The 23,699-nt window shown below is 57.4% G+C and carries 20 protein-coding genes; 15 read left to right on the top strand and 5 right to left on the bottom strand.

Annotated features, from left to right (window positions below; genetic code table 11):
• The first annotated feature begins 45 nt into the window (after positions 1-45).
• The 3 genes from IQ241_RS03910 (at position 46) to IQ241_RS03920 (ending at position 1,874) form a co-directional block, all read left to right on the top strand.
• Positions 46-855 carry an inositol monophosphatase family protein gene (locus tag IQ241_RS03910; protein WP_193905110.1) on the top strand — a complete coding sequence of 270 codons (810 nt, stop codon included), beginning with the start codon at positions 46-48 and terminating at the stop codon, positions 853-855.
• Between the two features lie 81 nt (positions 856-936).
• Complete coding sequence (gene bcp, locus IQ241_RS03915; RefSeq protein WP_193905111.1) at positions 937-1,413, top strand: thioredoxin-dependent thiol peroxidase; 477 nt, start codon at positions 937-939, stop codon at positions 1,411-1,413.
• Positions 1,414-1,418: 5 nt separating this feature from the next.
• Complete coding sequence (locus tag IQ241_RS03920; protein ID WP_193905112.1) at positions 1,419-1,874, top strand: NUDIX domain-containing protein; 456 nt, start codon at positions 1,419-1,421, stop codon at positions 1,872-1,874.
• Positions 1,875-1,974: 100 nt separating this feature from the next.
• On the opposite strand, the gene IQ241_RS03925 is transcribed toward IQ241_RS03920, so the two are convergent.
• The gene (locus tag IQ241_RS03925; RefSeq protein WP_193905113.1) at positions 1,975-2,136 is read right to left on the bottom strand and encodes a hypothetical protein; all 162 of its coding nucleotides are present in this window, start codon (positions 2,134-2,136) and stop codon (positions 1,975-1,977) included.
• 35 nt (positions 2,137-2,171) lie between these two features.
• On the opposite strand from IQ241_RS03925, the gene ilvB reads away from it, so the two are divergent.
• The 7 genes from ilvB to IQ241_RS03960 all read left to right on the top strand — a co-directional run bounded on the left by ilvB (position 2,172) and on the right by IQ241_RS03960 (position 12,190).
• Entirely contained in the window at positions 2,172-4,010 is a 1,839-nt protein-coding gene (gene ilvB / locus IQ241_RS03930; protein WP_193905114.1) for a biosynthetic-type acetolactate synthase large subunit, read from the top strand.
• Between the two features lie 341 nt (positions 4,011-4,351).
• Positions 4,352-4,918 carry a hypothetical protein gene (locus IQ241_RS03935; protein WP_193905115.1) on the top strand — a complete coding sequence of 189 codons (567 nt, stop codon included), beginning with the start codon at positions 4,352-4,354 and terminating at the stop codon, positions 4,916-4,918.
• 22 nt (positions 4,919-4,940) lie between these two features.
• Positions 4,941-6,719: a peptidoglycan D,D-transpeptidase FtsI family protein gene (locus tag IQ241_RS03940; RefSeq protein ID WP_228021364.1), complete on the top strand. Its 1,779-nt coding sequence runs from the start codon at positions 4,941-4,943 to the stop codon at positions 6,717-6,719.
• Positions 6,720-6,891: 172 nt separating this feature from the next.
• Positions 6,892-7,866 carry a glycosyltransferase family 2 protein gene (locus tag IQ241_RS03945; protein ID WP_193905116.1) on the top strand — a complete coding sequence of 325 codons (975 nt, stop codon included), beginning with the start codon at positions 6,892-6,894 and terminating at the stop codon, positions 7,864-7,866.
• Between the two features lie 27 nt (positions 7,867-7,893).
• Positions 7,894-9,591 (top strand): acyl-CoA synthetase family protein, encoded by a 1,698-nt coding sequence (locus IQ241_RS03950; RefSeq protein ID WP_193905117.1) that lies wholly within the window; start codon positions 7,894-7,896, stop codon positions 9,589-9,591.
• Positions 9,592-9,650: 59 nt separating this feature from the next.
• The gene (locus IQ241_RS03955; protein WP_193905118.1) at positions 9,651-11,246 is read left to right on the top strand and encodes a hypothetical protein; all 1,596 of its coding nucleotides are present in this window, start codon (positions 9,651-9,653) and stop codon (positions 11,244-11,246) included.
• Positions 11,243-12,190 carry a lysylphosphatidylglycerol synthase transmembrane domain-containing protein gene (locus IQ241_RS03960; RefSeq protein WP_193905119.1) on the top strand — a complete coding sequence of 316 codons (948 nt, stop codon included), beginning with the start codon at positions 11,243-11,245 and terminating at the stop codon, positions 12,188-12,190. The genes IQ241_RS03955 and IQ241_RS03960 overlap by 4 nt, the downstream gene beginning before the upstream one ends.
• On the opposite strand, the gene gmk is transcribed toward IQ241_RS03960, so the two are convergent.
• Together gmk and IQ241_RS03970 are read right to left on the bottom strand one after the other, a co-directional pair.
• The gene (gmk, locus tag IQ241_RS03965; RefSeq protein WP_193905201.1) at positions 12,187-12,825 is read right to left on the bottom strand and encodes a guanylate kinase; all 639 of its coding nucleotides are present in this window, start codon (positions 12,823-12,825) and stop codon (positions 12,187-12,189) included. The two genes, IQ241_RS03960 and gmk, sit on opposite strands and share 4 nt — an antisense overlap.
• 68 nt (positions 12,826-12,893) lie before the next feature.
• Complete coding sequence (locus tag IQ241_RS03970; protein ID WP_193905120.1) at positions 12,894-13,655, bottom strand: phycocyanobilin:ferredoxin oxidoreductase; 762 nt, start codon at positions 13,653-13,655, stop codon at positions 12,894-12,896.
• Between the two features lie 252 nt (positions 13,656-13,907).
• Here IQ241_RS03970 and IQ241_RS26130 point away from each other — a divergent pair, with 252 nt between their 5' ends.
• Complete coding sequence (locus IQ241_RS26130) at positions 13,908-15,980, top strand: tetratricopeptide repeat protein (protein WP_193905121.1); 2,073 nt, start codon at positions 13,908-13,910, stop codon at positions 15,978-15,980.
• Here IQ241_RS26130 and IQ241_RS03980 read toward each other — a convergent pair.
• Entirely contained in the window at positions 15,967-16,407 is a 441-nt protein-coding gene (locus IQ241_RS03980) for a hypothetical protein (protein ID WP_228021365.1), read from the bottom strand. The two genes, IQ241_RS26130 and IQ241_RS03980, sit on opposite strands and share 14 nt — an antisense overlap.
• Before the next feature lie 87 nt (positions 16,408-16,494).
• Between IQ241_RS03980 and IQ241_RS03985 the strand changes: the two genes are divergently transcribed.
• From IQ241_RS03985 to IQ241_RS04000, 4 genes are all read left to right on the top strand, one after another.
• Complete coding sequence (locus IQ241_RS03985; RefSeq protein ID WP_193905122.1) at positions 16,495-17,355, top strand: LapA family protein; 861 nt, start codon at positions 16,495-16,497, stop codon at positions 17,353-17,355.
• Between the two features lie 219 nt (positions 17,356-17,574).
• Positions 17,575-18,393 (top strand): FAD binding domain-containing protein, encoded by an 819-nt coding sequence (locus IQ241_RS03990; RefSeq protein ID WP_193905123.1) that lies wholly within the window; start codon positions 17,575-17,577, stop codon positions 18,391-18,393.
• A 26-nt stretch (positions 18,394-18,419) separates the two neighbouring features.
• Positions 18,420-21,143: a molybdopterin-dependent oxidoreductase gene (locus IQ241_RS03995; protein WP_193905124.1), complete on the top strand. Its 2,724-nt coding sequence runs from the start codon at positions 18,420-18,422 to the stop codon at positions 21,141-21,143.
• Positions 21,140-22,168, top strand: a complete 1,029-nt coding sequence (locus IQ241_RS04000; RefSeq protein WP_193905125.1) for an XdhC family protein — start codon at positions 21,140-21,142, stop codon at positions 22,166-22,168. The genes IQ241_RS03995 and IQ241_RS04000 overlap by 4 nt, the downstream gene beginning before the upstream one ends.
• 13 nt (positions 22,169-22,181) lie before the next feature.
• Here the strand turns inward: IQ241_RS04000 and IQ241_RS04005 are convergent, their stop codons facing one another.
• Positions 22,182-23,555, bottom strand: coding sequence for a GAF domain-containing sensor histidine kinase (locus IQ241_RS04005; RefSeq protein ID WP_193905126.1), 1,374 nt, complete (start codon positions 23,553-23,555; stop codon positions 22,182-22,184).
• Positions 23,556-23,699 lie beyond the last annotated feature (144 nt).

Raw genomic sequence — 23,699 nt, forward strand, 5'->3', positions numbered from 1 at the left:
TCAGCTTGCTCCCCCAGCGCCCTAAATTCTGACTTTTAGACCCTGATGACCGATCTGTGGGCGACTCTGCCCGACTTTACCCAATCGACAACCGCTGCCGTAGGCAAACAGCTGCTGTCCGCCTTTGGCCAGGCCCAGGCCGACGAAAAAGCCGACGGCAGCCTGGTCACCCAGTTCGACCGTTGGGCCGATGCCGAACTCTGTGAGCGCATTGCCACTGCCTATCCCGACCACGGCGTACTTAGCGAGGAACAGTCCCACATCTTTCCTGAACAGGACTGGTGCTGGGTAATCGATCCGATCGACGGCACCACCAACTTCACCCGGGGGGTTCCCCTATGGGGCATTTCTTTGGGACTGCTCTATCGGGGGACACCGGTATTTGGCCATGTCTACTTCCCCCTAATTCGCCAGCATTTTCATGGATTCTGGATGGGAAATTCTGGCTTAGATGGATCGACTGGGGCGTTCCTCAACGATCAGCCGATTCAGACTTCCGCCGCTGCGCCCTCGGGCAACCAGCTGTTTAGCCTCTGCGCTCGCAGCACCGCCGTACTGAAGCAGCCCTTTCCCTGCAAAATTCGGATGCTGGGCGTCGCAACCTATAACCTGCTGACCGTTGCCGCCGGGGTCGGCCTGGGAGCAGCCGAGGCCACGCCAAAGATTTGGGACATTGCCGCAGTTTGGGTGATTACTCAGGCAGCTGGAGCAACCTGGGTTTCCCTCGATCGGCCGGACATTTTTCCCCTGGAGGTTGGCAAAGACTACGGCAGTCTTCCCTTCCCGACTTTAGTCGTGAGTCAAGAAGCGCTGGTACCTCAGTTTTTGCCTTTAGTAAAGCCGATCTTAAAGTGAGTCTGAAGGCTGCCTATTTGTGCGCTGGCCCTCTGTCCCAAGGGATACAATCTAAGCTAGACAGTTCTTCAGTGAGCCTTTATGACTTTAGCCGTCGGCGATCCCGCTCCCGATTTTAGCCTGCCCGATGCCGAGGGCAATCAGGTCAGCCTGGCGGATTTTAAGGGCCGACGAGTCGTTCTGTACTTTTATCCGCGTGACAACACGCCGGGCTGTACAAAGGAAGCCTGCGCCTTTCGAGATGCCTACGACACCTATCAGGATAAAGACGTGGCAGTGCTGGGTGTGAGTACGGATGACGCCATATCACACGGTAAATTCATCGCTAAGCACAGCCTGCCCTTTCCGCTGCTGGTGGATGAGGGGGGAGCGATCGCCAGCGCCTACGGCAGCTACGGGCTGAAAAAAATGTACGGCAAAGAGTTCATGGGCATCAGCCGCAGTACGTTTGTGATTGATCCGGACGGCCAGCTCGAAAAAATCTATCGCAAGGTCAAGCCTGAGGCCCACGCCAGCGAAGTGCTAGCCGACATCGAGGCACTAGCTTCCTCGTCATGAGCGTAATGCAGCAGCTATGGCGACCCACAAGAACGCTGCTGGGTTTGCTGCTGCGTCGCCCGATTTTGGGCACCAGCATCATACCTGTGCTGCCGAATGGTCAGATTGTGCTAATTCAGCGACGGGATAGCGGTCTGTGGGGTCTGCCCGGCGGCATCGTGGACTGGGGGGAGGACATTCCCACCGCGGCTAAGCGAGAGCTGGCGGAGGAAACCGGGCTGAAGCTGCTATCGGTCGGTCGGCTAGTGGGGATCTATTCAGCCCCCCAGCGCGATCCTCGCTTCCATGCCGTCTGCGTTGCGCTAGAAGCTCAGGTAGACGGCAGGTTCCAAATCTTTGACACGGCTGAAATCATGGATGTCAAAGCCTTTGCTCTGGAAGAAATTCCACTGGATGACCTCGCCCACGACCATACCCAGCAGCTGCAAGACTACCTGAGCGGTAAAGTTGTGCTGGCTTAGGCAGCTGTAATCAACATAATTAGGCATATTATCAACAGAACCTGACATCAAATGCGCTGAGGGTTGTATCAGGGTTTACAGTAATAGATAGGTTCCCATCTTAGGACTCTCGGTCTGAGTGAGGAATTTTGAGGTTGCAGGTGTAGAGGCTGACCGGTTTTGGGGTCACTTTAAGAGAGTGACCGAGCCAGTCAGGCTCAGGATGTTCTCCAAAGCTGGGTGAGGCCATTGGCCCGACCAGATTGGTAAAATAGGCAACCATTCCCTTTTTCTGAAGCGTTCCTAAGAAAGTCTCCTATGCAAGTGCAAACTCATCAGGCTACCCAACGGGCGACGGGTGCATTCGCGCTGATCGACAGCCTCCGACGCCATGGCGTCAAGCATATCTTCGGCTATCCCGGCGGGGCCATCCTACCGATTTACGACGAGCTTTTCAAGGCTGAAGAAGCGGGAGACCTAAGGCATATTCTGGTCCGGCATGAGCAAGGCGCAGCCCACGCGGCAGACGGCTATGCCCGGGCAACCGGGCAGGTTGGGGTCTGCTTTGCCACCTCTGGCCCCGGGGCGACTAACCTGGTCACGGGGATCGCGACAGCCCAGATGGATTCGATCCCGATGGTGGTGGTTACCGGTCAGGTAGCGCGGGCAGCGATTGGCAGCGATGCGTTTCAGGAAACCGATATCTACGGCATCACCCTGCCGATTGTGAAACATTCCTACGTGGTGCGCGATCCCCAGCAGATGGCGGCGATTGTGGCCGAAGCCTTTTACATTGCCCAGACCGGGCGGCCCGGCCCGGTGCTGATTGACGTTCCTAAGGATGTGGGGATCGAGGAGTTTGACTATGTGCCGGTCGAGCCGGGCCAGGTAAAGCTGCCAGGCTACCGGCCGACGACCAAGGGCAATCCCAGACAGTTCTTCCATGCGATTAATCTAATTCGGCAGGCTAAGCGCCCGCTGCTCTACGTCGGCGGCGGCGCGATCGCGTCCGGTGCCCATGCCGAAATTCGCCAGCTGGCCGAGCATTTTCAGATTCCCGTGACCACGACTCTGATGGGCAAAGGTGCGTTCGACGAACACCATCCGCTAGCCGTAGGAATGCTGGGAATGCATGGGACGGCCTATGCCAACTTTGCCGTCAGCGAATGTGACCTGCTGATTGCGGTTGGCGCCCGGTTCGACGACCGGGTAACCGGCAAGCTGGACGAGTTTGCCTCACGGGCCAAGGTGATCCATATCGACATTGACCCGGCTGAGGTGGGCAAAAACCGGGTGCCGGAGGTGCCCATCGTCGGCGATGTGAAGCGCGTTTTGCAGAGCCTGATTGAGCGGCTAGAAGAAGCGGGTATAGCTCAAGACCTGGCCAACACTCAAGAATGGCGCGATCGCATTGAAAACTGGCGGCAGGACTACCCGCTCAACGTGCCGCGCTATGCCGATCAGATTTCGCCTCAGTCGGTGATTACTGAACTAGCTCAGCAGGCCCCCTACGCCTATTACACCACCGATGTCGGTCAGCACCAGATGTGGGCGGCTCAGTTCCTCAAAAACGGGCCGCGGCAGTGGATTTCCAGCGCTGGTCTGGGGACGATGGGCTTTGGGCTACCCGCAGCTATGGGGGCAAAAGTGGCGCTGCCCGAGTCGCAGGTGATCTGCATCAGCGGCGACGCCAGCTTTCAGATGAATTTACAAGAGCTCGGTACTTTATCACAGTTCGGCATCGATGTTAAGACTGTAATTGTCAACAACGGCTGGCAGGGCATGGTGCGGCAGTGGCAGCAGTCGTTCTTTGGAGAGCGCTATTCCTCCTCCAATATGGAAGTTGGCATGCCCGATTTTGAGCTGCTGGCCCAGGCCTTTGGGGTGAAGGGAATGACGGTGCGCGATCCCAATCGGCTGGCGGCGGCGATCGCTGAAATGCTGGCCTACGAAGGGCCAGTGCTGATGGATGTGCGGGTGCGTCGGGACGAAAACTGCTATCCCATGATTCCCCCTGGGAAAAACAACGCGCAGATGGTGGGCCTGCCAGAGCGAGCCATGTTGGACCGGGCGATCGAGCTGACTTACTGCACCCACTGCGGCGCTAAAAATCCATCGACCAACCGCTTTTGCCCGGACTGTGGCACAAAAATCTAAACCGACTTTGAACGGTGCTAAACCCCTGAATGAGCTGGCTTTTATGCTCTCCTGAAACGGATTTTCGCCGCTCAGGAGGGCTTTTATTTGAGCTTTTTTCTGGGGGTTAACCTATTTTGTTCAGTCCCCTTGTCGTCTGTTCCCCAGCAAGGTAGGATGGCGCATGATTTCTCGTAAATTTTTAATTGCTCTGACTGCGAGATTCTGACTTGTCTGTGCGGAAGGCCAGGCGCGATTGATTTCGCGATCGCGTTTTTGCTATCCCACTTTTCCAGATCCTTCGACCCTATCAGCCCTCTTGCCGTAAGCGTACTGTTATCGTCCTATTCAGGAGAAAATACATGGTTTATGCCGTCAAACCCGATCCGCAGACTCCAGCTGCCCGTCGCTCAATTTCCACTCCTGGACCATCGGCGCGGATGAGGCAGACGGCGGTGCCGCGAACAGCGCGGCGGCGAAATTCTCCTGCTGAACGCTCAACTGCCCGTCCATCTGAACGTTCAATCGCTCGGCTTCACTCAACCGTCACTTCCCTGCCGACACAGCCCAGACTGCCGCTATGGCTGAAGGTACTCGGCGGGCTGCAGCAAGGAGCCACCGTAGGGACGGGCTGTCTGGTCGCCGCTGCGCTCGCGACCTATAGCTGGACGGTCTATATCGACAGTGCGGTCACTCGCACCTCTCGTCAGCTAGATCGGCTAGAGAGCCAGGCTCAGCAGATGACCTCGGCCAATGAAGCCCTAAAGCAGTCTATCGCCGAGCAGGCAGAAAGCCCCGCTGCTAAGCTGCAAGATTTTAAGACCAGCGACACCATTTTTCTGACCCCTGAGCCCAGCCGCGAGCCCGTTGAACCCAGTCCCGTCAGCCCCCTCGCTACGGTGGAAATGCCTCATCCGCTGGGCTACTGAGCGACCTGATTGACCAACCCCTTTGCCTCACCACGCCAATATGGTTTCTACCCGCGATCGCAGTCGGTCCCGTCGCCGCACTTCTAAGTTTTTCCGGCGACGAGCGACCAGAGCGACCCAATTACCGCTCCAAGCGCCGCGACTGCGGCTCATGATGGTCTGGGGGCTGCTGCTCTTTTCCATGGTCGGGCTGACGGTGCAGCTGGCCCAGCTCCAGCTAGAAGAAGGGCCAGAGCTGCTGGCGATGGCCCGAGAGCAGCAAAAAATCTATAGCGTATCTCGAGCAGCTCGGCGGCCAGTAATAGACAGCCAGGGCAACGTAGTCGCCGTCGATCGGATGGTCTATACCCTGTTTGTTCATCCGAGTATGTTTAACCAGCCGCTGCCGGAGGTCGCGAGCCAGCTCAGCAGCCTAGTCGAGATTGAGCCGACGGCGCTGCTAGAGCAGTTTGGCCAGCAGGAAACCGGGATTAGGGTAGCGGGCAACCTGTCTGAAGAAACTGCCAAACGCATTCGGGGTCTTCAGCTCGATGGCATCGACCTGCTGCCCGCCCAGCAGCGCCTCTATCCCCATCAGGAGCTGCTGGCCCAGGTGGTCGGCTATATCGACTATGATGGGACGGCTCAGGCCGGTTTGGAATACAGCTATCAGGACCAGCTGCTGTATGAAGAACCCGATCAAACCCCTGGCCTAGCGGGTTTACCCCCGGTAGTAGCGAAAGACGACCAGTCGCTACAGCTCACCATTGACAGCCGACTGCAGCGTGTCGCCCAGCGGAATCTGGCCAGCACCCTCGCCCAGCATAGGGCCAAACGAGGAACGGTACTGGTGATGGACAGCGCCAGCGGCGAAATTTTGGCTATGGCAGTATCGCCAACTTACGATCCCAACCGCTACTACGATGCTGATGTTGAGCAGTTCAAGAACTGGGCCGTCAGCGATCTCTACGAGCCGGGCTCTACGTTTAAGCCCATCAATATCGCGATCGCGCTAGAGGCCGGCGTGATTAACCCCGACGATCAGCTCTACGACGAAGGCCGTATTCCCTACGAAGGGTGGACGATTCAAAACTCGGACTTCAGCGTTTCGGGCGGTCACGGCACCATTTCAATTACCGATGTGCTGCGCTACTCCAGCAATGTCGGCATGGTCCATATTATGGAGGGTATGGATCGCGAGGCTTACTATAGCGCCCTTGAAGCATTAGGACTTGGCCAGGAAACCGGGGTCGATCTGCCCGCCGAAACCGCAGGCCAGCTCAAGGATCGCTCAGAGTTTGTTAGTAAGGGGATCGAAGCAGCCACGACGGCTTTTGGTCAGGGCTTTTCGCTAACCCCGATGCAGATGCTCCAGCTCCAGGCGACGCTAGCTAATGGCGGAAAACTGGTAACGCCCCATGTGGTTCGCGGTTTAGTTAATCAGGCCGGTGAGCTCACCTGGCAGCCACAGCGTCCAGCCCCCAAGCAGGTTTTTGATCCCAGCGTCAGTCAGCAGGTGCTGGAGATGATGGAAGCGGTCGTCAAGGACGGCACCGGCAAACCGGCCCAGATTAGCGGCTATCGAATTGCGGGCAAGACGGGCACAGCCCAGAAGGCAAACGAATTTGGACAGTACGGCAACCAGCGCATTACCAGCTTTGTCAGCATCGTTCCAGTGGACGATCCCCGCTATGTGGTGCTGGCTGTGATTGACGAGCCCCAGGGGGACAACGCCTACGGCTCAACGGTGGCAGCGCCGCTGGTGAAGTCAGTGATTGAATCCCTCCTGGTCTTCGAGCGAGTGCCGCCGCAGGGCTCTTAACAAGCTAGATCTGACCCGCCGCAGACTTAGCCTGATATTTAATGACTCAGTGGGGAACCGTAGGTAAAAGCTGCAGGCTAAATTTAAGTTTCCTGTAAATCTTGGTGCTGACCGGTATGACCTCAGAACAGGATTTGATAGGCTCTGAGTTATTGAGTGGGCAATTGGCCGGATGACTAAGCTCATTATTCAAATTCCCTGCTACAACGAAGAGGCTACGCTAGGCGTTACCCTCTCTGAGCTGCCACGCCAGCTGCCGGGCATCGACCAGGTCGAGTGGCTGATTATTGACGATGGCAGTCTAGACCGGACCGTTCAAGTCGCGCAGGAGTGGGGGGTTGACCACATCGTCAGCTTCGGCCACAACCAGGGCCTAGCCAAGGGGTTTATGGCTGGGCTAGAAGCTGCGCTGAAGGCAGGAGCCGATATCATTGTCAATACCGATGCGGACAATCAGTACTGCGCCGCCGACATTCCCAAGCTGATCGGGCCGATTCTGGCCGGAGAGGCCGAAATGGTTGTGGGAGCCCGACCCATCCGCTTTATTGAGCATTTCAGCCCGACTAAAAAGCTGCTTCAGCAGCTGGGCAGCTGGGCCGTTCGGGTGGCCAGCCGGACTGAAGTCGCCGACGCCCCCAGCGGCTTTCGCGCCATCAGCCGGGAAGCGGCACTACAGCTCAATGTCTTCAACGAATATACCTATACCCTAGAGACGATTATCCAGGCGGGGCAGCGGGGCATGGCTGTGGTTTCGGTTCCCATTCGCACCAACGGCTATCTCAGACCGTCGCGACTGGTTAAAAGTATTTCGGCCTATGTGCGGCGATCTCTCTTCACCATGCTGCGCATTTTTATCACCTATAAGCCGCTGCGGTTTTTTGCCCTGTTTGGCAGCATTCCCTTCTCGCTCGGCTTCTTCCTCGGCGTTCGCTGGCTCATCCTCTATTTCGGCGGCACCTCTCGGACTCATGTACCTAGCCTTATCCTCTCGGCTATTTTGATCCTACTAGGGTCACAGCTTTGGGTGTTTGGGCTGATTGCCGATCTGCTCGCCGTTAATCGCAAGCTGTTAGAAGATGTCCAGCTGCGGCTGCGGCGAGCCGAAATTGAGTCTCATATGGCATCCCGAACCGTGAAAAAGCCTTAGCGGTCTGACAGAGGCCGATGAATTCTAATGAACAAGCGATTTGCACTCAAGAATTCTCATTTTTGGATTCAGTTTGGCTTCGCTGTTGTAGCCGTTGGCTTAGGCGGCCTTCAGGCTTGGAACAGCCGTTTTGATCTGTTCTCAGGCGATACCATTGCCTATTTAGATATTGGTAAAGCCTACCTCTCTGGAGACTGGCAGACAGCTGTGAATGGCTATTTCAGCCCTCTCTATGGACTGATTATAGCTAGCGTTTTAGCAATTATGCAGCCGTCTGACTACTGGATCTTCTTAGCAGTTAAAGCCGCTAATGTCCTGATCTTTTGCTTCTGCTTACTGAACTTTAGCCTGTTTCTGCACCAGCTCATTCGCTTTCATCGTGACCAAAGACGCAGGCATCCTGAGCAACTTTTGATTCCGAACTGGATTTGGCTGACGCTTGGCTATACGCTTTTTCTCTGGTCAACCCTAGTCTTAATTGGGGTCGCTACAGATACTCCCGACATGCTTGTGGCGAGCTGGGTATATCTAGCAATGGCGCTGATTTTGAAAATTCAAGTTCGGCCAAGCTGGGGAGCCTTCATTGGGCTAGGGGCGGTCATGGGGTTTGGGTATCTTTCAAAAGCTATTCTGTTTCCCATGGCGCTGATTTTTTGGGGGATGGGTTTGTTTGCGGCCTGGCCATCGCGGCAGATCATACCCAAAGCGATCACGGCCCTGCTAGTATTTGGCTTGATTGCGACACCTCTAGTCACCGCTATTTCGCTCAAGCAGGGAGAACTTTCCTTTGGTGAAGCAGGTAGCCTTAACTATGCCTGGAACATCAGCGGTATTCCAAGTGCCTATTGGCTTGGCGGTGACGGCACTGGGACTCCGCAAAATCCCTTGACATTGCTATCTGAGTCGCCTGCGGTCTACGAGTTTAGCGATCCCTTTCCAAACACCTTTGGGCGCGGATACGATCCGTCCTATTGGTATGCCGGTCTGATTGCTCAGCCTAACCTGAGCCGACAAATCGCCACGGTTTGGGAGCATATCATCGAGTATTATCGAATTTTTGCTGGGTTTTTACTATTTGTCTATCTACTGCTGCTGGTGGCGAGCGGTCGCATCAAGGCATCCCTAATGGCACTGGCTGCTAACTGGCTGCTGCTACTGCCTGCCGCTGCCGGTCTAGGAAGTCTCATGCTCATTCACGTTCGTTCCCGGATGATTGCGAGCTTTGTTATCCTACTGGCATTGGGTCTATTCAACAGTCTGACATTCCCTAACACCGCAGTTCAAAAGCGGCTGCTATCGGGTTTTGCCGTAGGCTCAATCCTACTGCTGCTGACTCAGCTCAGCTGGCCCGCGCCAGGCACGCCTACCCATTGGAAGATTGCTCAGGGGATGCAGGTGTTGGGGCTAGAGTCTGGGGACAAAATTGCCATTTTGGGCGCCTATCGGGCTGGCGATCACTACTTTTGGGCCTACCTAGCAAATCTGCGGATCGCGGCAGAGATTCCGAGCCCGGTAGAATTTTGGACGGCAGAACCGGAACGACGGTCTCAGATCTATCGCGACCTCCAAGCCGCTGGAATCAAGGCGCTTGTTCAAAGACCGCCTAATTTAGTACCAGACTTTACACCCCTCGGCGGCTGGCAGGCAATTGGAGAAGCGTTCATGCAGCAGCAGGGCTGGCAAGAGATTGGGAAAACTCACTGCTATGTTTACCCGCTAGAGTAGCCCTGAGAGCCCTGAGGCAGGACCCGGTCGAACCCATCCCTATTCATTTTTTTTCACTCATGACTCAACGAGATTTATTTGCCCAGGCGGCTTTAGACCAAATTCCAAAAATTTTAACTCTGCTCGATCGCAATCCCCACAGCCCGACCTACGGCTGCTTTGACCGCAACTTCTGGCAATACAAAATTATCGACTTTCCCAGCGGCATGTCGCAGGAGTTTGTTTGGCCGCTAGCGCTGGTCTATAGCCTGCCGCTGCCAAACAATCTCTACTACCAGCAGCCGACCATTCGAGACTGGGTGCTGGCTGGGATTCTCTACGCGGCCCGCAGCGCCCACGCCGACGGTTCCTGCGACGACTACTTTCCCTTTGAGCGGGCCGGTGGAGCAGCGGCCTTTTCGCTCCTAGCCTGCGTCGAAAGCTACGAGCTGCTGGGGTTAGACAGCCCAGCAGCGCTAGACTTTTTTCGGACTCGGGCCAACTGGCTGGCTCACCACCATGAGAGCGGTCGGCTAACCAACCACCAGGCGCTGATTGTGCTGTGTCTGATCCGGGTTTCGCAGCTGTTGGGAAGCGAAGATTGGCAGGACGAGATCGCGCAGCGACTGGACCGGGTCTTTGCCTGGCAAAACCCCGAGGGCTGGTTTCAAGAATATGAGGGCTGCGACCCTGGCTATCATACCCTGACCCTGTCGTGTCTAGCTAGGGTGTACGATTTGCAGCCCAGCGAACGGCTCAGGGACGCAATCGCGAAAGGCGTTACCCTGGCAGCCTATTTCGTCCATCCCGACGGCTCCTACGGCGGCGAATATACCAGCCGCAATACCTACAACTTTTTCCCCCATGGTTTTGAGCTGGTCGGACGCTGGCTACCCGAGGCGCTAAGCGTGAATGACCGCTTTCTAGAAGGGCTGGCACGGGGGCTGGGAGCCTGCTATGCCGATGACCACATCGTCGGACACCACACCTGGAACTATCTGCTGGCCTGGCAAGCCTTTGTTCTGGAGCGCCCGCCTACCAAGCAGCCCGCGCCGGGACGGGTCTGGCTACAGGAGGCGCGGGTACTGATTGAGCAACGGCAGGATACCAAGCTCTATCTGGCCCTGAACAAGGGCGGCGCGTTTAAATTCTTTCGCGGCGACCGGCTGGTGTTATCTGATACGCAGTTTTCGCTGCTAGTGCGCCAGGGGGGAGCGCTCAAAAACGCCGTCGGCCATCTGGTCGGTCCCTACCAGATTGAGGTGGGTCCAGACGAGATCGTCCTGCGCGGCTCCCTGGGCTGGGCTAAACAAAAGCAGATGACGACGCTGAATTTAATTATTCTGCGAGCGGTGATGTATACCGTTGGCCGCTTCTTTCCCAACCTGATTCGCAAGCTGCTGCAAAAGGTGCTGATTACCGGCAAGAAGCCTGCTCCCTTCGACTTCACTCGCCAGTTTCGTTGGCGCGACGGCACCTGGCAGGTGACCGATGAGCTCCGGGCCGAAACCTGGGAAAACCTAGTCTCTGCTGGGATTGCCGCCGACCAAACTTCGATCTACGTGGTCATGAGCCGCACCTTTCAAGCCGGTCAGCTCCAGCCCTGGCTCGACCTCACCGCTGCCGTCCAGCAGCTTTCCCCGGGTCAACCCCTGCGTCTGGAGCGAACATTATGAAACGCCTCATCTCCATCCTCGTCAGCCTGACCATTCTGGTAATTATCTACACCCGTATCGACTTTAGCGGGCTGATTGAGGTTTTTTTAGACTGCCATATCGCCTGGATGATCGTCAGCCTAGCCATGGTGATTCCGATTACCGGCTTCACTGCCTGGCGGCTTCAGCAGCTGCTGCCGCCGCAGGCCACGATTGGCCTGTGGGAAGCGAATAAGCTGATTCTGGCAGCCAGCGTGTTGAACATGGTGCTGCCGTCCAAGATGGGCGATATTGCCAAAGCCTACTTTATGCGCGAGCGCGGCAATCTCAGCGGTTCCCTATCGCTCTCGATTGTCGTCTTTGAAAAAGCCTGCGACATGCTCTCGCTACTGCTCTGGTGCGCCTTTGGGCTACTGCTCTATCCGCGCAAAGATGCCTTTTTTGCTGTCATGACCGTCGGCATCGTCGGCGGTCTGACCGTAGGACTACTGCTGCTGAGCTCACGGGCCTTTGCCCAGACGTTTTTTCGGCTGGCTCGGCGGCTGACGCCCCGCAAAATTAGCCTCAAGCTGGAAACGTTGCAGACGTCTTGGGGGGAAATGCACGGCTATTTTTGGAGCGATCGCGCCCAGCTGCTCAAAATCGCCCTGACCTCAATCTTTGTTTGGTTTCTCCACCTGCTGCAAATCTGGTTTTTTATCCTAGCGCTCAACGCTTGGGTCAACCCAGTGACCAACCTAGCCCTGTCGCCGCTGGCGATTTTGGCGGGGCTGCTGCCGCTCACCTTTGCCGGGGTAGGCACCCGCGACGCGGCCCTAATTGCGCTCTATGAACCCTACTTCAGCGCGGCGACCGGCGCAGCGCTGGGACTGCTCTGCACCTCGCGCTATGTCCTGCCCGCGATCGGCGGCTTACCCTTCCTCAATCAGTATCTCTCGACCGTCAGGCTAATGCAAAAGCGCTAGTCACCGGGTTCGGCAGATAGTTCTAGCGACGTTTTGATGGGCATTTCCGCTGGTGCCGGCATTTCGACGAATAGGGCCGTCTCCAACTGGCTGATGGCCTGGTCGAGGTCGTCATTGACGATCTGGAAGTCGAATTCGTCCGCCGCATCGATCTCTACCCGGGCGCGGGCCATCCGCCGCGCGATCGCGCTTTCCGAATCCTGAGCTCGCCGCCGAATGCGAGTTTCCAGCTCTTCAATTGACGGCGGCAGGACAAAAATCTGCTGGGCCAGCGGAAACGTATCACGAATCTGCCGCGCCCCCGCTAGCTCAATTTCTAAAATTACCCAGCGTCCCTGCTCAACCGCCTCCACCACCGGGTCCCGGGGCGTACCGTAGTAGTTACCGGCAAATTCGGCCCATTCCAGCAGCTCGCTGCGCTCGATCATCTGCTCGAAGGTCTCGCGGCTGACGAAATAGTAATGCTGACCGTGAATTTCGTGGGGCCGGGGCTGCCGGGTCGTCGCCGAAATCGATAGGTAGAGAACCGGATGCAGCTGTAGCAATCGCCGCAGCAGAGTGCCTTTGCCGACGCCGCTGGGCCCCGTAAAAACGATTAGCTTACCGGGCTGCGCAATCGGCTCTAGCGTCGCCATCGCTCCGGCTGACAAAACCGGCTCCGACGCCGCTTCCTGGACATGACAGTTCGGTATCCCCATGGCCCTTAGTCCTCCTCTGGCAGATCGAATAAAACGGTCGTCATATAGCGCTCTGCCCAGGCTGCCCCAAACGCTTTCTCTAGGACGCGGCGAGTTTTGTCATTCTGGCGCTGCTGAGTACAGTAGCGGCGCTGACCCGCTAGCAGGGCTGAAGCTTGCTCCGGCGTAGCTGGCGTGGCCCGGGCCTGCTGGCAGTGGAGCCGCAGGTAGGATTCTACTCGTGCTAAGAACTGCTTTTCTTCAGCCCGATCGGTCAACCGCACAAAGCAGCAAAATTCGGAGAAAATCTTACCCCAGGCGGGCAGCGATCGCGCCTGGGAAAACATAGGCAAATTCAAATCGGTCAGTGCTTCGCGATAGGCAGCCGACAGGCGAGGCGCTCCAGCTCCGGAACCGGAGGCCGCCGAACTGGTCGGGGAAAGATCGACAATTGCCGCACTGATCTGGTGCTGCGACCCGACTAAATCACAGCCAAACATCGGTAGAGCATATTCGACTCGCGGAAACATGACGCAGTGCAAAATATCTAGAGAATCTCCTAGACGGGCCAGTTCTAAATGCAGCTTGCGAAACTGAGGGGCCTGGTAGCAGCGGTTTTCAATCGTTAGCCGTTCGCCTTCCAGCCGACCTTCAACGTAGCCTAGATTGTCTGGCAAATAATAAGGAGAAAGCTCTAGATAGCTCTGCCAGAGAGACTCGATTCGATCGGCCAGCTGCTGAATCAGCGGATGCTGTTGACGAATAGAAGACTGGGCCGAAGAGGTCATAGTGCGTTGGGATTGCGTTTAAGGGATGGAGAAAAAACACCCTAAAGCTCTCAGCATAGCAAATGCCAGCGGCTTACGCAGACTGTACAGGCCGCCGTTGCGGCCGTTAGAATTTGGCCCAGCGGTTGGCCTGCCATAAAGTCAGCCATTGTGTATAGAGATAAATAGCAAAATTATTCCTGACCTGGAAAGAAAGCATAGAAAAGAGTAGGTATATGTAAGGACATCATCATAGATACCTAAGGCAACTTTGTGACCGCAACTCAGCTAACCTCTCGTAAAATCTTGGGTCTGAACCAGCGCACCTATCAACACCTGAAGCTGGCGCTTGGGCTTAACCTGCGGCGGCAGATTTTAATCGCAGTAGGCGACGATATTGGGCTACAAAACCAGCTCGCCGACCAGCTTGAAGCTGATATGGCCCAGCCGCTCTCAGCCAATCGGCCCGAGGGCATAGATCCCCGGCTGGGAATAAATCCGGATGAGCTGCAATGTCCCCGACTAGAACGGCTGATCTTTGAGGCAGATGTACCCGATCTGCCGGCTCAGATCCTAAAGTGGCTTCAGCAGGCATCGACTCTGGAGCGCGATGATGCGATACCTAATCTGCAAATTTTGGGCATCGAGCAGATGACACGCCAGCCGGCGATGCTACAGCATCAGTTTTTGCAGTCGCTCAATAAAATTGAAACCCTGCTGCCCTGCTTAGAAAGCAGTTTACTAATCTGGCTACCCTGGCCCTGGTTCAGGGCCATTCAGCAGTCAGCACCCCAGTTTTGGCAATGGCGCAGCCGCGTTTTCGAGTTTTCGGGCGATCCTACGCCCATTCTCGAACACCCCAATGACGTAACGGCGCGAAAACCGGAGGCAGCCAGTCAGGAGGATTCCCCACCAAGCAGACCAGCGGGCGGTAGGCTCTATGGTGAACCTCTAATGCAGTCGGCCTCCGACCCGGCCGCTACGTCGTCCGCCCCTCCTACCGTACAGCATCTTTGGCAGGTTTTGGCAGAAGATCTGGCAGGTCTAGACAACCGGATAGAGGCCGCCGCGATCGTAACTGAGCCATTAGAGCCCAGCAACGCCGACACGATCTGTCAGCCGTCATCCCCGCCGCTCGACTCGAGCCCGCTCGCGCCGTCGCGCGCCTCGGTTAGGATACAGTCAGCTCCCTCGACCGCTGCCAAGCAGATCGCCCAGGCCGACCGCTACCGCGATCGGATCGAGTCTGGGGAGGCCCGTCCCGAGCTAATCGATGCCGCCATAGCGGCTTACGAGGCCGGTCTACAAGGCCTGAGTCAGCAGGATGCAGCTTGGTGCATCAGCGCCAATGACCTGGGAACACTGTACTGGCTGAAGGCGCAGCAGTCCCAGGACCGGCAGTCCACCCTAAGTGGCATGCAGCGCAGCGCCCAGATTTATCATGCCGCCTTGAAGAAGGTCAATCGCCAGCTCCAGTCGCCGATTGCGATCCGGCTCTACAGCAACCTTGGTGCGGTCTTCAGCGCCATTGCCAGCTATGACGAGTCAGCTGCTGCTCTGAAGCACGCCGTCAACGCCTATCGCCAGGCGCTGACGCTTTGCTCAGCAGAACATCAGCCCGAAGAATATGCGCTGTTGCAAAACAGTCTAGGCTCGGTTTACTGGCAGCTCTCCCATCACGAGAACGGCCAGTTCTATCTGCATCGCGCGATCGCGGCCTATAACGAAGCGCTGCGCAGCTATCACCCAGAAAAGGCTCCGCTGGACTATGCCGCCGTTCAAAATAATCTGGGGATTACCTATTGGAGCCTGTCTAAGCACGAGCGGCCGGTCTTTTTACTGAAGCACGCGATCGCAGCCTATCGCGATGCGCTGAACTATCGTACCCCCCACACCGACCCGACTGCCTGCGCTTCAACCTACAGCAATCTTGGCTCTGCCTACTGGGATCTAGCCAATCAGTACGAACCAGCAGCACCGCAGCAGCAGTGCTATCAGCAAAATGCCGTCTTGGCCTACGAGGCGTCCTTAGCAGCGACAGCCCGAGCGCCGCAGCCGATGTCAGGGCTGGACCCCCACGCCATCCACCACTGCTTGGGCAAGCTGCACGAGCAGCTTGCCCAAGCGGCTGCGGCGAATACGGGTCAGCATTTACAACAGTCGCTGCACCACTACCTGGAAGCCATCAGCGGTCAGACAGCAGAAGCCTCAATCTATCAAACGCTACTGCAAGCGCTGGTGAGTAACCTGCAAATGCATTACGAAATCCTGGGGTTGGAAGGACAGCAGCAGGCGCTGACTCATTTACCCCCCGAACTGCTGCCAGAAGTTCTCAAACATCTGTAGTGCTCCTCCCGCTGCCGTCGCCAAAACGGCTCACGGTTGCTGGGACTTTCGCCGGGTCCTGAGTCGATTCAGCTGCCGATTTCTGGACATAGCTGCTAAACTCTGAGGCCAGATCCTGATCGTTTCGATGGGCTTCCCAAGGGCCAGAATGCCTGGAATCGAGCACCCACTGGCCGTCAATATGATTGCCATCTTCGGACAGGGTACCCGTATAGCGAATGGCATTAAACTGATTACCGAGATACTGCTTGGTAAAGGTCACCCGTCGCCCGATCACCTCACCCTGGACTGAGGCTTCACCTAGCGGCCCCTGGTCGAGGATACGACCGCTCAGGCTATTGCTCGCCTGGGCAAACGTCGCCTCAAACCGAGTCGGGCTATCGGCCTGCCAGTAGGTGCCAAGCCAGATTCCTGTCAAATTGCTCATCGCGGTTCTCTGTCGTTAGTGCCTTGCCCGTAGAGATAGTTTAGGGTTGATTAATTATAGAGAGTCCTTTCCTTCTGTCTAAAATTTATGCCGATATTAATTATTTTTGCGCTGGTGATTGCCTTTTTGGCAATCCTGTTTGCCCTACAAAATAACAGCCTGGTTACGCTCAATTTTCTGATCTGGCAGCTGCAAGGTTCCCTGGCTTTGGTGCTGCTGGGCACCCTCGCCATCGGCTTTATCATTGGCCTGTTGGTGGCAACACCCGCTATTGTCAAAGGCGGCTGGCGGGTTTCTCGAACTAAGCGGCAGGCCGCCAGCCTGGAATCGCAGCTGAGCTCCAAAGAACAGCAGATGACCACCCAAGGCCGCACCCTACAGTCCCTGCGGCAGAGCTATCAGGGTCTGCTACAGGCGCTAGATCTCACTAATCCAGCGACTCACTTAATCGACAGTCGCCTGCTCCCCCAAACGCTGGCTGCCCTCCTCCACGAGATGCAGCTCCAGCAAGGCAGTGAGCAGTATCAGTCACTGGCACTTTTGCTGCTGCAAACGCAGCGGGCTCAGCCGACGGGCAGCGTTAGCACCACTTCGATGCAAGACGCGCAGCTGTGGGCCGCGATCGCGCAGGTGATCCAGCGCAATATCACAGTCGATAGCTGGCTGTTTAGCGACTCTGAGGGACGATTTATGTGCGTGCTCACCGGCTATGACTTGGGCAGCGTCCAGGACTATGCCAGTGCCTTGGAGACTGCCCTAACCGAACAGCCGCTGCAGCTCAAGGACGGTACGGTGGCCGAGGTTGACCCGGCGGTGGGGGGCGCGATTGCCGATCGTGACCATCCCACCAACAGCGAGCAGGTTCTGCTCGACGCTGCTCGACGGGCGCTAGAACAGGCCCAGCAGAAAAGCCGACATCGAGTCAAGGTCTCCCGAGTTACCGACTAGCCTGCTGGGCCTATCGACAGTTTCTGGTGGCGGCACTGTTCCTGCATGAATCCGCGAAAATCCGTTCAGGTCAAGCAGAGCAATGGCATAGTCGTCCTGACCCGGCTAAAGGGTAGCTGATGTCTCAATTTGCTCAGCATAGGTCTGCTATATAGAATAAAGCGGCCAAAGATTATTTCACGCTGCGCTGCCCTTAGCGCCATCAGCCGCTCCAAATTCATGGATCTCAACAATCTAACCGCCTACCTCTGCCCCCAATCTCCGCAAGAGCTGCCCCGCTGGCAGCCGGGCTATGCCTGGCTGGGCGGCGGCACTTGGCTATTTAGTGAACCCCAGCCCCAGCTCCATACCCTGGTTGACCTGGGGGCGCTTGGCTGGAATGAAGTAGAGGCCAATCAAACCGGTTTGATCATTGGTGCAACCTGCCACCTCAGCCAGCTCAAGACCTTTAGCTATCCCTCGGAATGGACGGCAGTGCAAGGACTTCAGCAGGCGATTCGAGCCTTGGCCTCTTTCAAAGTTCACAATTCGGCAACGCTGGCGGGCAATCTCTGCTTAGCCCTACCCGCCAGCCCCTTCGCCCCGATGATGGTGGCCCTGGCAGCAGAGTATGAGCTGCTCGATCCGGCTGGGGCAGTGAGGACAGTCGCGGCCAAAGATTTTCAAACCGGAGCCCGGCAGACGGTACTGGCTCCCGGCGAGCTGCTTCGCAGCGTTCGCATTCCGATTGAATTCCTGACCTGGCGGGTCAGCTTTCAGCGGATTTATGTCGCCTCGGCTGGGGTCGCGATCGCGATTATCGCCGCCGCCCGCTGCCCCAAGACTGGCCAAACTCGCCTGGCCCTTGGCGGTAGCCTCTCCCATCCCCGGCTACTGACCTTTTCGAGCCTACCTGAACTGGCAGCGATCGGCCCGGCGATAGACAACCAGATTGCTGCTACCACCTACCTCGATGACTTCAGCGCCAGTAGGCCCTACCGCCGACAGGTGACGCGAGTCCTGGCCGAGCGCGGGCTGCGAGAGCTTGGCAGCGAATGATCCAGCGCCGCCCAATCAGAACGACAATGACAGCGTCAGTCCACTTTTCACTCAACCAAACACCGATTGTTGCAGACTGCTTACCAGGAACGAGTCTACTGACCTGCCTCCGCGATCAGGGCTGCGCCAGCGTCCACCGCGTCTGCGAAAGCGGCGACTGCGGCAGCTGCACGGTTTGGGTAGACGGGCAGCCCATCCACAGCTGTCTCTATCCGGCTCGCAGGCTATCGGGTCAAGCGGTAACCACCCTGGAAGGACTTTCAGCTGATACGCTCCACCCGATGCAGCAGGCATTCCTCGATCGGCAGGGCTTTCAATGTGGCTTTTGCACGGCTGGAATGATCCTCAGCGCCGCCCAGATGGAGGGTCGCAATCTGGCAGAGATCCGAGCCGCGATGGATGGCAATATCTGCCGCTGCACCGGTTACCAAGCGATTGTAGAAAGCATTTGTGAAGGGAAGCAAATACCGGTAGCGGCAACCCAGCCGACAGCGGATACGGGTAACCAGGGCGTAGGCCAGAACGTGGCCAAACAGGACGGGCCGGACATCGTCACCGGCCAGCCGGTCTATACCGACGACTATGCACCGCCGGGGCTGCTGCATTTGAAGGTATTGCGATCGCCCCATGCCCACGCCCGGATCCGCAGCATCGACACGACCGAGGCCAAGGCTCTACCAGGGGTTCACGCCGTCTTTACCCATACCGACGTACCGCGCCGGGCCTACTCTACGGCCGGCCACGGTGACCCAGTTCCGGACCCCCACGACCACTATCTGCTCGACTCCCGGGTGCGCTTCGTCGGCGATCGCGTTGCCGCCGTGGTCGCTGACTCGCCCGCTCTGGCGGAACGGGCCTGCGAACTGATTCGAATGGACTACGAAGTCCTTCCCGCCGTCTTTGACCCTGTCGTCGCCCTAGGTGACCTGGCTGCCGAAGCCTGGCCGCTGCCACTGCCTACAGCTGCTGCCCCGCCCTGTCTGCACGATGAACCTGACTCCTTTCAGATTGCCGATGCGGCTCATAACGTTAGCAGTACGGTCAGCCTGGACCAGGGCGACCTAGAAGCGGGCTGGTCCACCGCCGATATCATCCTAGAGCGGACCTACGAGCTGCCCGCCGTGCAGCATTTTCACCTGGAACCCCACGTCGCCATCACCTGGCTCGACCCGGATGGAACACTGGTGGTGCGAGCCAGCACGCAGGTGCCCTTCTATGCCCAGAGCCGACTGGCCTGGCTGTTTGACCTGCCCGTAGAAAATGTCCGGGTCTACAAACCCAAGATGGGCGGCGGCTTTGGCAATAAGCAGGAGATTATCTGCGAAGACCTCTGTGCCCTGGCGACGCTGCACACGGGCCGCCCGGTGCGCTGGGTGTTTACCCGCCAGGAAGAATTCACCGCGACTAATAGCCGCCACGCCATGCAGCTGCACCTGAAGCTGGGTGCTAAGCGCGACGGCACGCTGACGGCCATGGAGCTGAACGCGATCGCAAACGCCGGGGCCTACGGCAACCACAGCGGCCAGGTGATCTACCTGACCGGCTGCTTTCCCCTGGGACTCTACCGCTGCCCCAATCAGCGCTATCGCGGCTATGCCGTCTACACCAACACCATGCCGGGCGGGGCCTTTCGTGGCTACGGCGCGACCCAGGGCAGCTTTGCGGTGGAAACCCTGCTAGACGAGCTGGCCGCTAAGCTAGACCTGGATTCAGTGGAGCTGCGCCGCCGCCACCTGATTACCCCCAAGGACGAAATTATCCTAGGCCAGCGCGAGCATTTTCACGTCGTCGGTAGCTCTGGCGTAGATGAAGCCCTGAACCGGGTTACCCAGGCACTAGCCGATTCATCCACTGCCCTGCCGGCTGAGGACCGTAGCCGCCCGCGCGGTATAGGCTTTGCCATATCTATGCAGGCCAGCGGCTTAGCGAAAATTCACCGGGCCACCGTCCGCCTTACCTTCAAGCCCGATGGCCGCTACGAAATGCGCACCGGCGCGGTCGATGTGGGCACCGGTTCAGACACGACGCTGCGCCAGATTGCCGCCGAGGTGCTGGAAACGACCGTTGAGCAGATCGACCTGATTAGCGCTGATACCCACCGCACCCCCTTTGACGGCGGTTCCTATGCCTCCGCCACCCTGTTTATTTCAGGCCAGGCGGCACGGCTTGCGGCTGAGGATCTGCGATCGCAGATCCAGCAAACGCCTGCCGATGCCTTCAGTACCCTATCGTCTCCTCTCACCGCCGAGCGTGACTATGCGTCTGACCATGCCTCCCTCACCTTTGCCATCCTAGGAGCTTGGGTTGAAGTCGATACCGCAACCGGGCAAATCACGCTGCTGCGGCTGGTGCAGGCGATCGACATCGGTCGCGCCATCAACCCACGAATTTGCGAAGGCCAGGCGATGGGCGGCCTGGTGATGGGACTGGGCTATGCGCTGCAAGAGGAGCTACTGTGGAATGCCCAGGGCGAAATGCTCAACCCAGCCCCCCGCACCTACCGACTGCCCCTGGCCAAAGAAGTGCCACCGACTGAGGTGATCCTGCTAGAAACCCACGACCCCTACGGCCCTTTCGGTGCTAAGGGGATTGGTGAAATCGGTACCAACTGCGCCGCCCCAGCCATCGCCAATGCTGTGGCGGCGGCCACAGGCGTCCGTCTGACCCAACTGCCGATGACTCCAGAGCGGGTGTGGAACGCGATCGCTTGCTTGTGCGAAGCACCTATCGCGCAGGCTGAATCTACATGAATTCCCAACGCTTCTATCAGAAATTTTTGGACCAGCTGCGACAGGGGCCGGTCGTTCTCGCGACAGTAATCGAGGTCAAAGGCTCCGTCCCCCGCAAAGTGGGAGCCAAAATGCTGATCTGGAACGACTGGGCGACCTACGAGACAATCGGCGGCGGCGCGGGCGAGGCCAAAGTTATCTGGCAGGCCCGTGAAGTGAAAGAGACCGGCCAAGCTCAAGCCGTTACGATAGATCTAACAGGCTCAGCTCAGCATCCGGCTGAGGGGGTCTGTGGCGGCTCGATGCGAGTCTGGTTAGCTCGTTGGCAGGGGACTGCCGCGATTGAGACAGTTGAGGCCATTTTAGCTGGATTGGCGAGCGGACGGGGAATGCAGCTGACCACCCCAATCGCGCCAGCGGCTGACCAGCCAATTCAGCTCAATCTTCTAGAACCCCACAGCTATCGAGGTTCACGGCTGACTCGGACATCGGCTGGAGCAGCTAGTCTGGAACTGCTGATCGAAGAAATTATCCCGGCCCCAGTGCTACTCATTGTAGGTGCAGGGCATGTCGGTATGGCGCTGGCACAGGTCGCGCAGATGATCGGGTTCCAGACGGCGGTGGCTGATGAGCGTAGCGACTTTGCTAGCGCCGAGCGCTTCCCCATGGCCAGCTGGATTTTTAATCAGCCGATCGAGACCGCCCTGACGGCTTTGGCCCAGACGCAGCCTACAGGCCATCTGTATGTTGCCTTGGTGACCCGCGGCTACCTGCACGACCTAACTGCCCTCAGAGCCCTGTTCACTCCCGCCGCGCCCCACTGTGCCTATATCGGCATGATTGGCAGTCAAAAACGAATTCAACAAGTTTTCAGTAAGCTTAAAGCAGAGGGGATTCCAGCGGTTGTTTTAGCTACCCTATACACACCCATTGGCCTTCAGGTCGGGGCGCAGTCCCCGGAAGAAATCGCGGTTAGCATCGGGGCTGAACTGATTCAAGTCAGGCGTCAGCAGGCCAAGAAGCCACTGAAGGCTGAGACGTTTTGAGCGCCAGCAGGCGCTACGGCGTTTTGATTGTCGGCAAGCTAATCACGTAGCGGTAGCCGCTGTGCTCTGACCCTTGCAGAATTGTTTCGCCCTGATGGACGTTAGCTAGATAGCGGCTCAGCATTAGGCCTAGGGTCGGTCGAGCCGCATCCGACTGGGGCTGGCTGCTAGAATCGGCGACTAGGCTGCTCTGAATCCAGGCAACGACGGGCTGGGGGAGGTTTTCCCCCAGCCAGGGATTGGAGACCCAAAAGGTTAGCCTGAGGGTGTCTGCTTTACGAGAAATATGTAGCCGTACCGTGCTACCCGCTTCTGAGAGCAAAATCAGGCTGAAGGTGAGGTGATAGATGAGTGGCTTAATCACCTGTTTGTCTAATGTCCATAGCCGAGAACCGGGTTCTGCTGACAGCTTGAGGTCAACTTCTCGCGACTGGGCAAGATTTTCCAATGGTCGCAGAGCCTGCTGGCTAAGCATTTCGACATCTAATGCTACCGGAGATAGCGGCTGTCCGGTTTCTAGAACGCTGAGGTCGATGATTTCATCTGCTAGGGTGAGCAGATTCTGACTGCTGTTGAGAATAATGCTGGCGTATTCCTGCTGTTTCTGGGTGAGGGAACCGTAAATTTCTCGGCTGAGCATACTGGCCATGCCGGTGATGGCCGTAAGCGGATTGCGTAGATCCTGAGTCAGCTGCGAGATCAGCGCTAGCCGGGCCGCATCGATGGTGGTGCTGGTAGTCGCAGCTTTCTCAGGCTCGTTAGCTGCCGCTACCGGCGGCTTCTCAGGCTCCTGTAGCCGGTACTGTTGCTCAAATTCGCTTAGGCTCCAACGGGCGCTCAGCTCTAGGAAAGCAACGTCTTGGGGGGTGAACTGGCGCGGGAGCAAATCCATCACCGCCAGGGTTCCGATACAAACCTGGTCAGCGGTAAGCAGCGGCACACCCAGATAGGCTCGAACACCATACTGCTGCACCAGCAAACTGTCGGCAAAGGCGGGATGCTGGTTGGTGTCAGCAATCATCAGTACTTTGCCGCTTTCGACGACCTGGGTACAGAAAGACTCGCTGCGGGCAATCTGACGCGCTGCCGCCAGCTGATTCATCAGGCCCAGGTTGGAGAGCCCGACCGCTGACTTAAAGATTTGCCATTGACTGTTGACCACGCTGAACAGACAGATTGGTGCATTTAGCAGACGCGATGCAGTTTGAGTCGCCTCGTCGAACAGGGGGACTGCGGCGGAGCCGAGCAGACCTCTAGGCAGCAGGTAGGCTTCGCGGATCTGGTCTCGCTCAGCCGCCGAGGGGCCTGCTAGCAGGCAAGCAGGCCAGGTCTCTAACACCTGATCTGACCCGTTAGAGGCTGCGGCTTGGGTAACACCATAGTTCATCTCATTTGCCGCCTACAAAAGTAGGAATGGTTTGATACCTTCAGCATTCCCCGGGTGTTTGTGTCACTAAACTTTGCCGCTTTAGAAACTTATAATATTTGACTTTGTTTGAGATTTGCCAGCCGTAGCCAGACTGTTAGGTTG

This window comes from Vasconcelosia minhoensis LEGE 07310 (genome assembly GCF_015207255.1).
In the GTDB taxonomy this organism is placed as follows: Bacteria; Cyanobacteriota; Cyanobacteriia; order Phormidesmidales; family Phormidesmidaceae; genus Vasconcelosia; species Vasconcelosia minhoensis.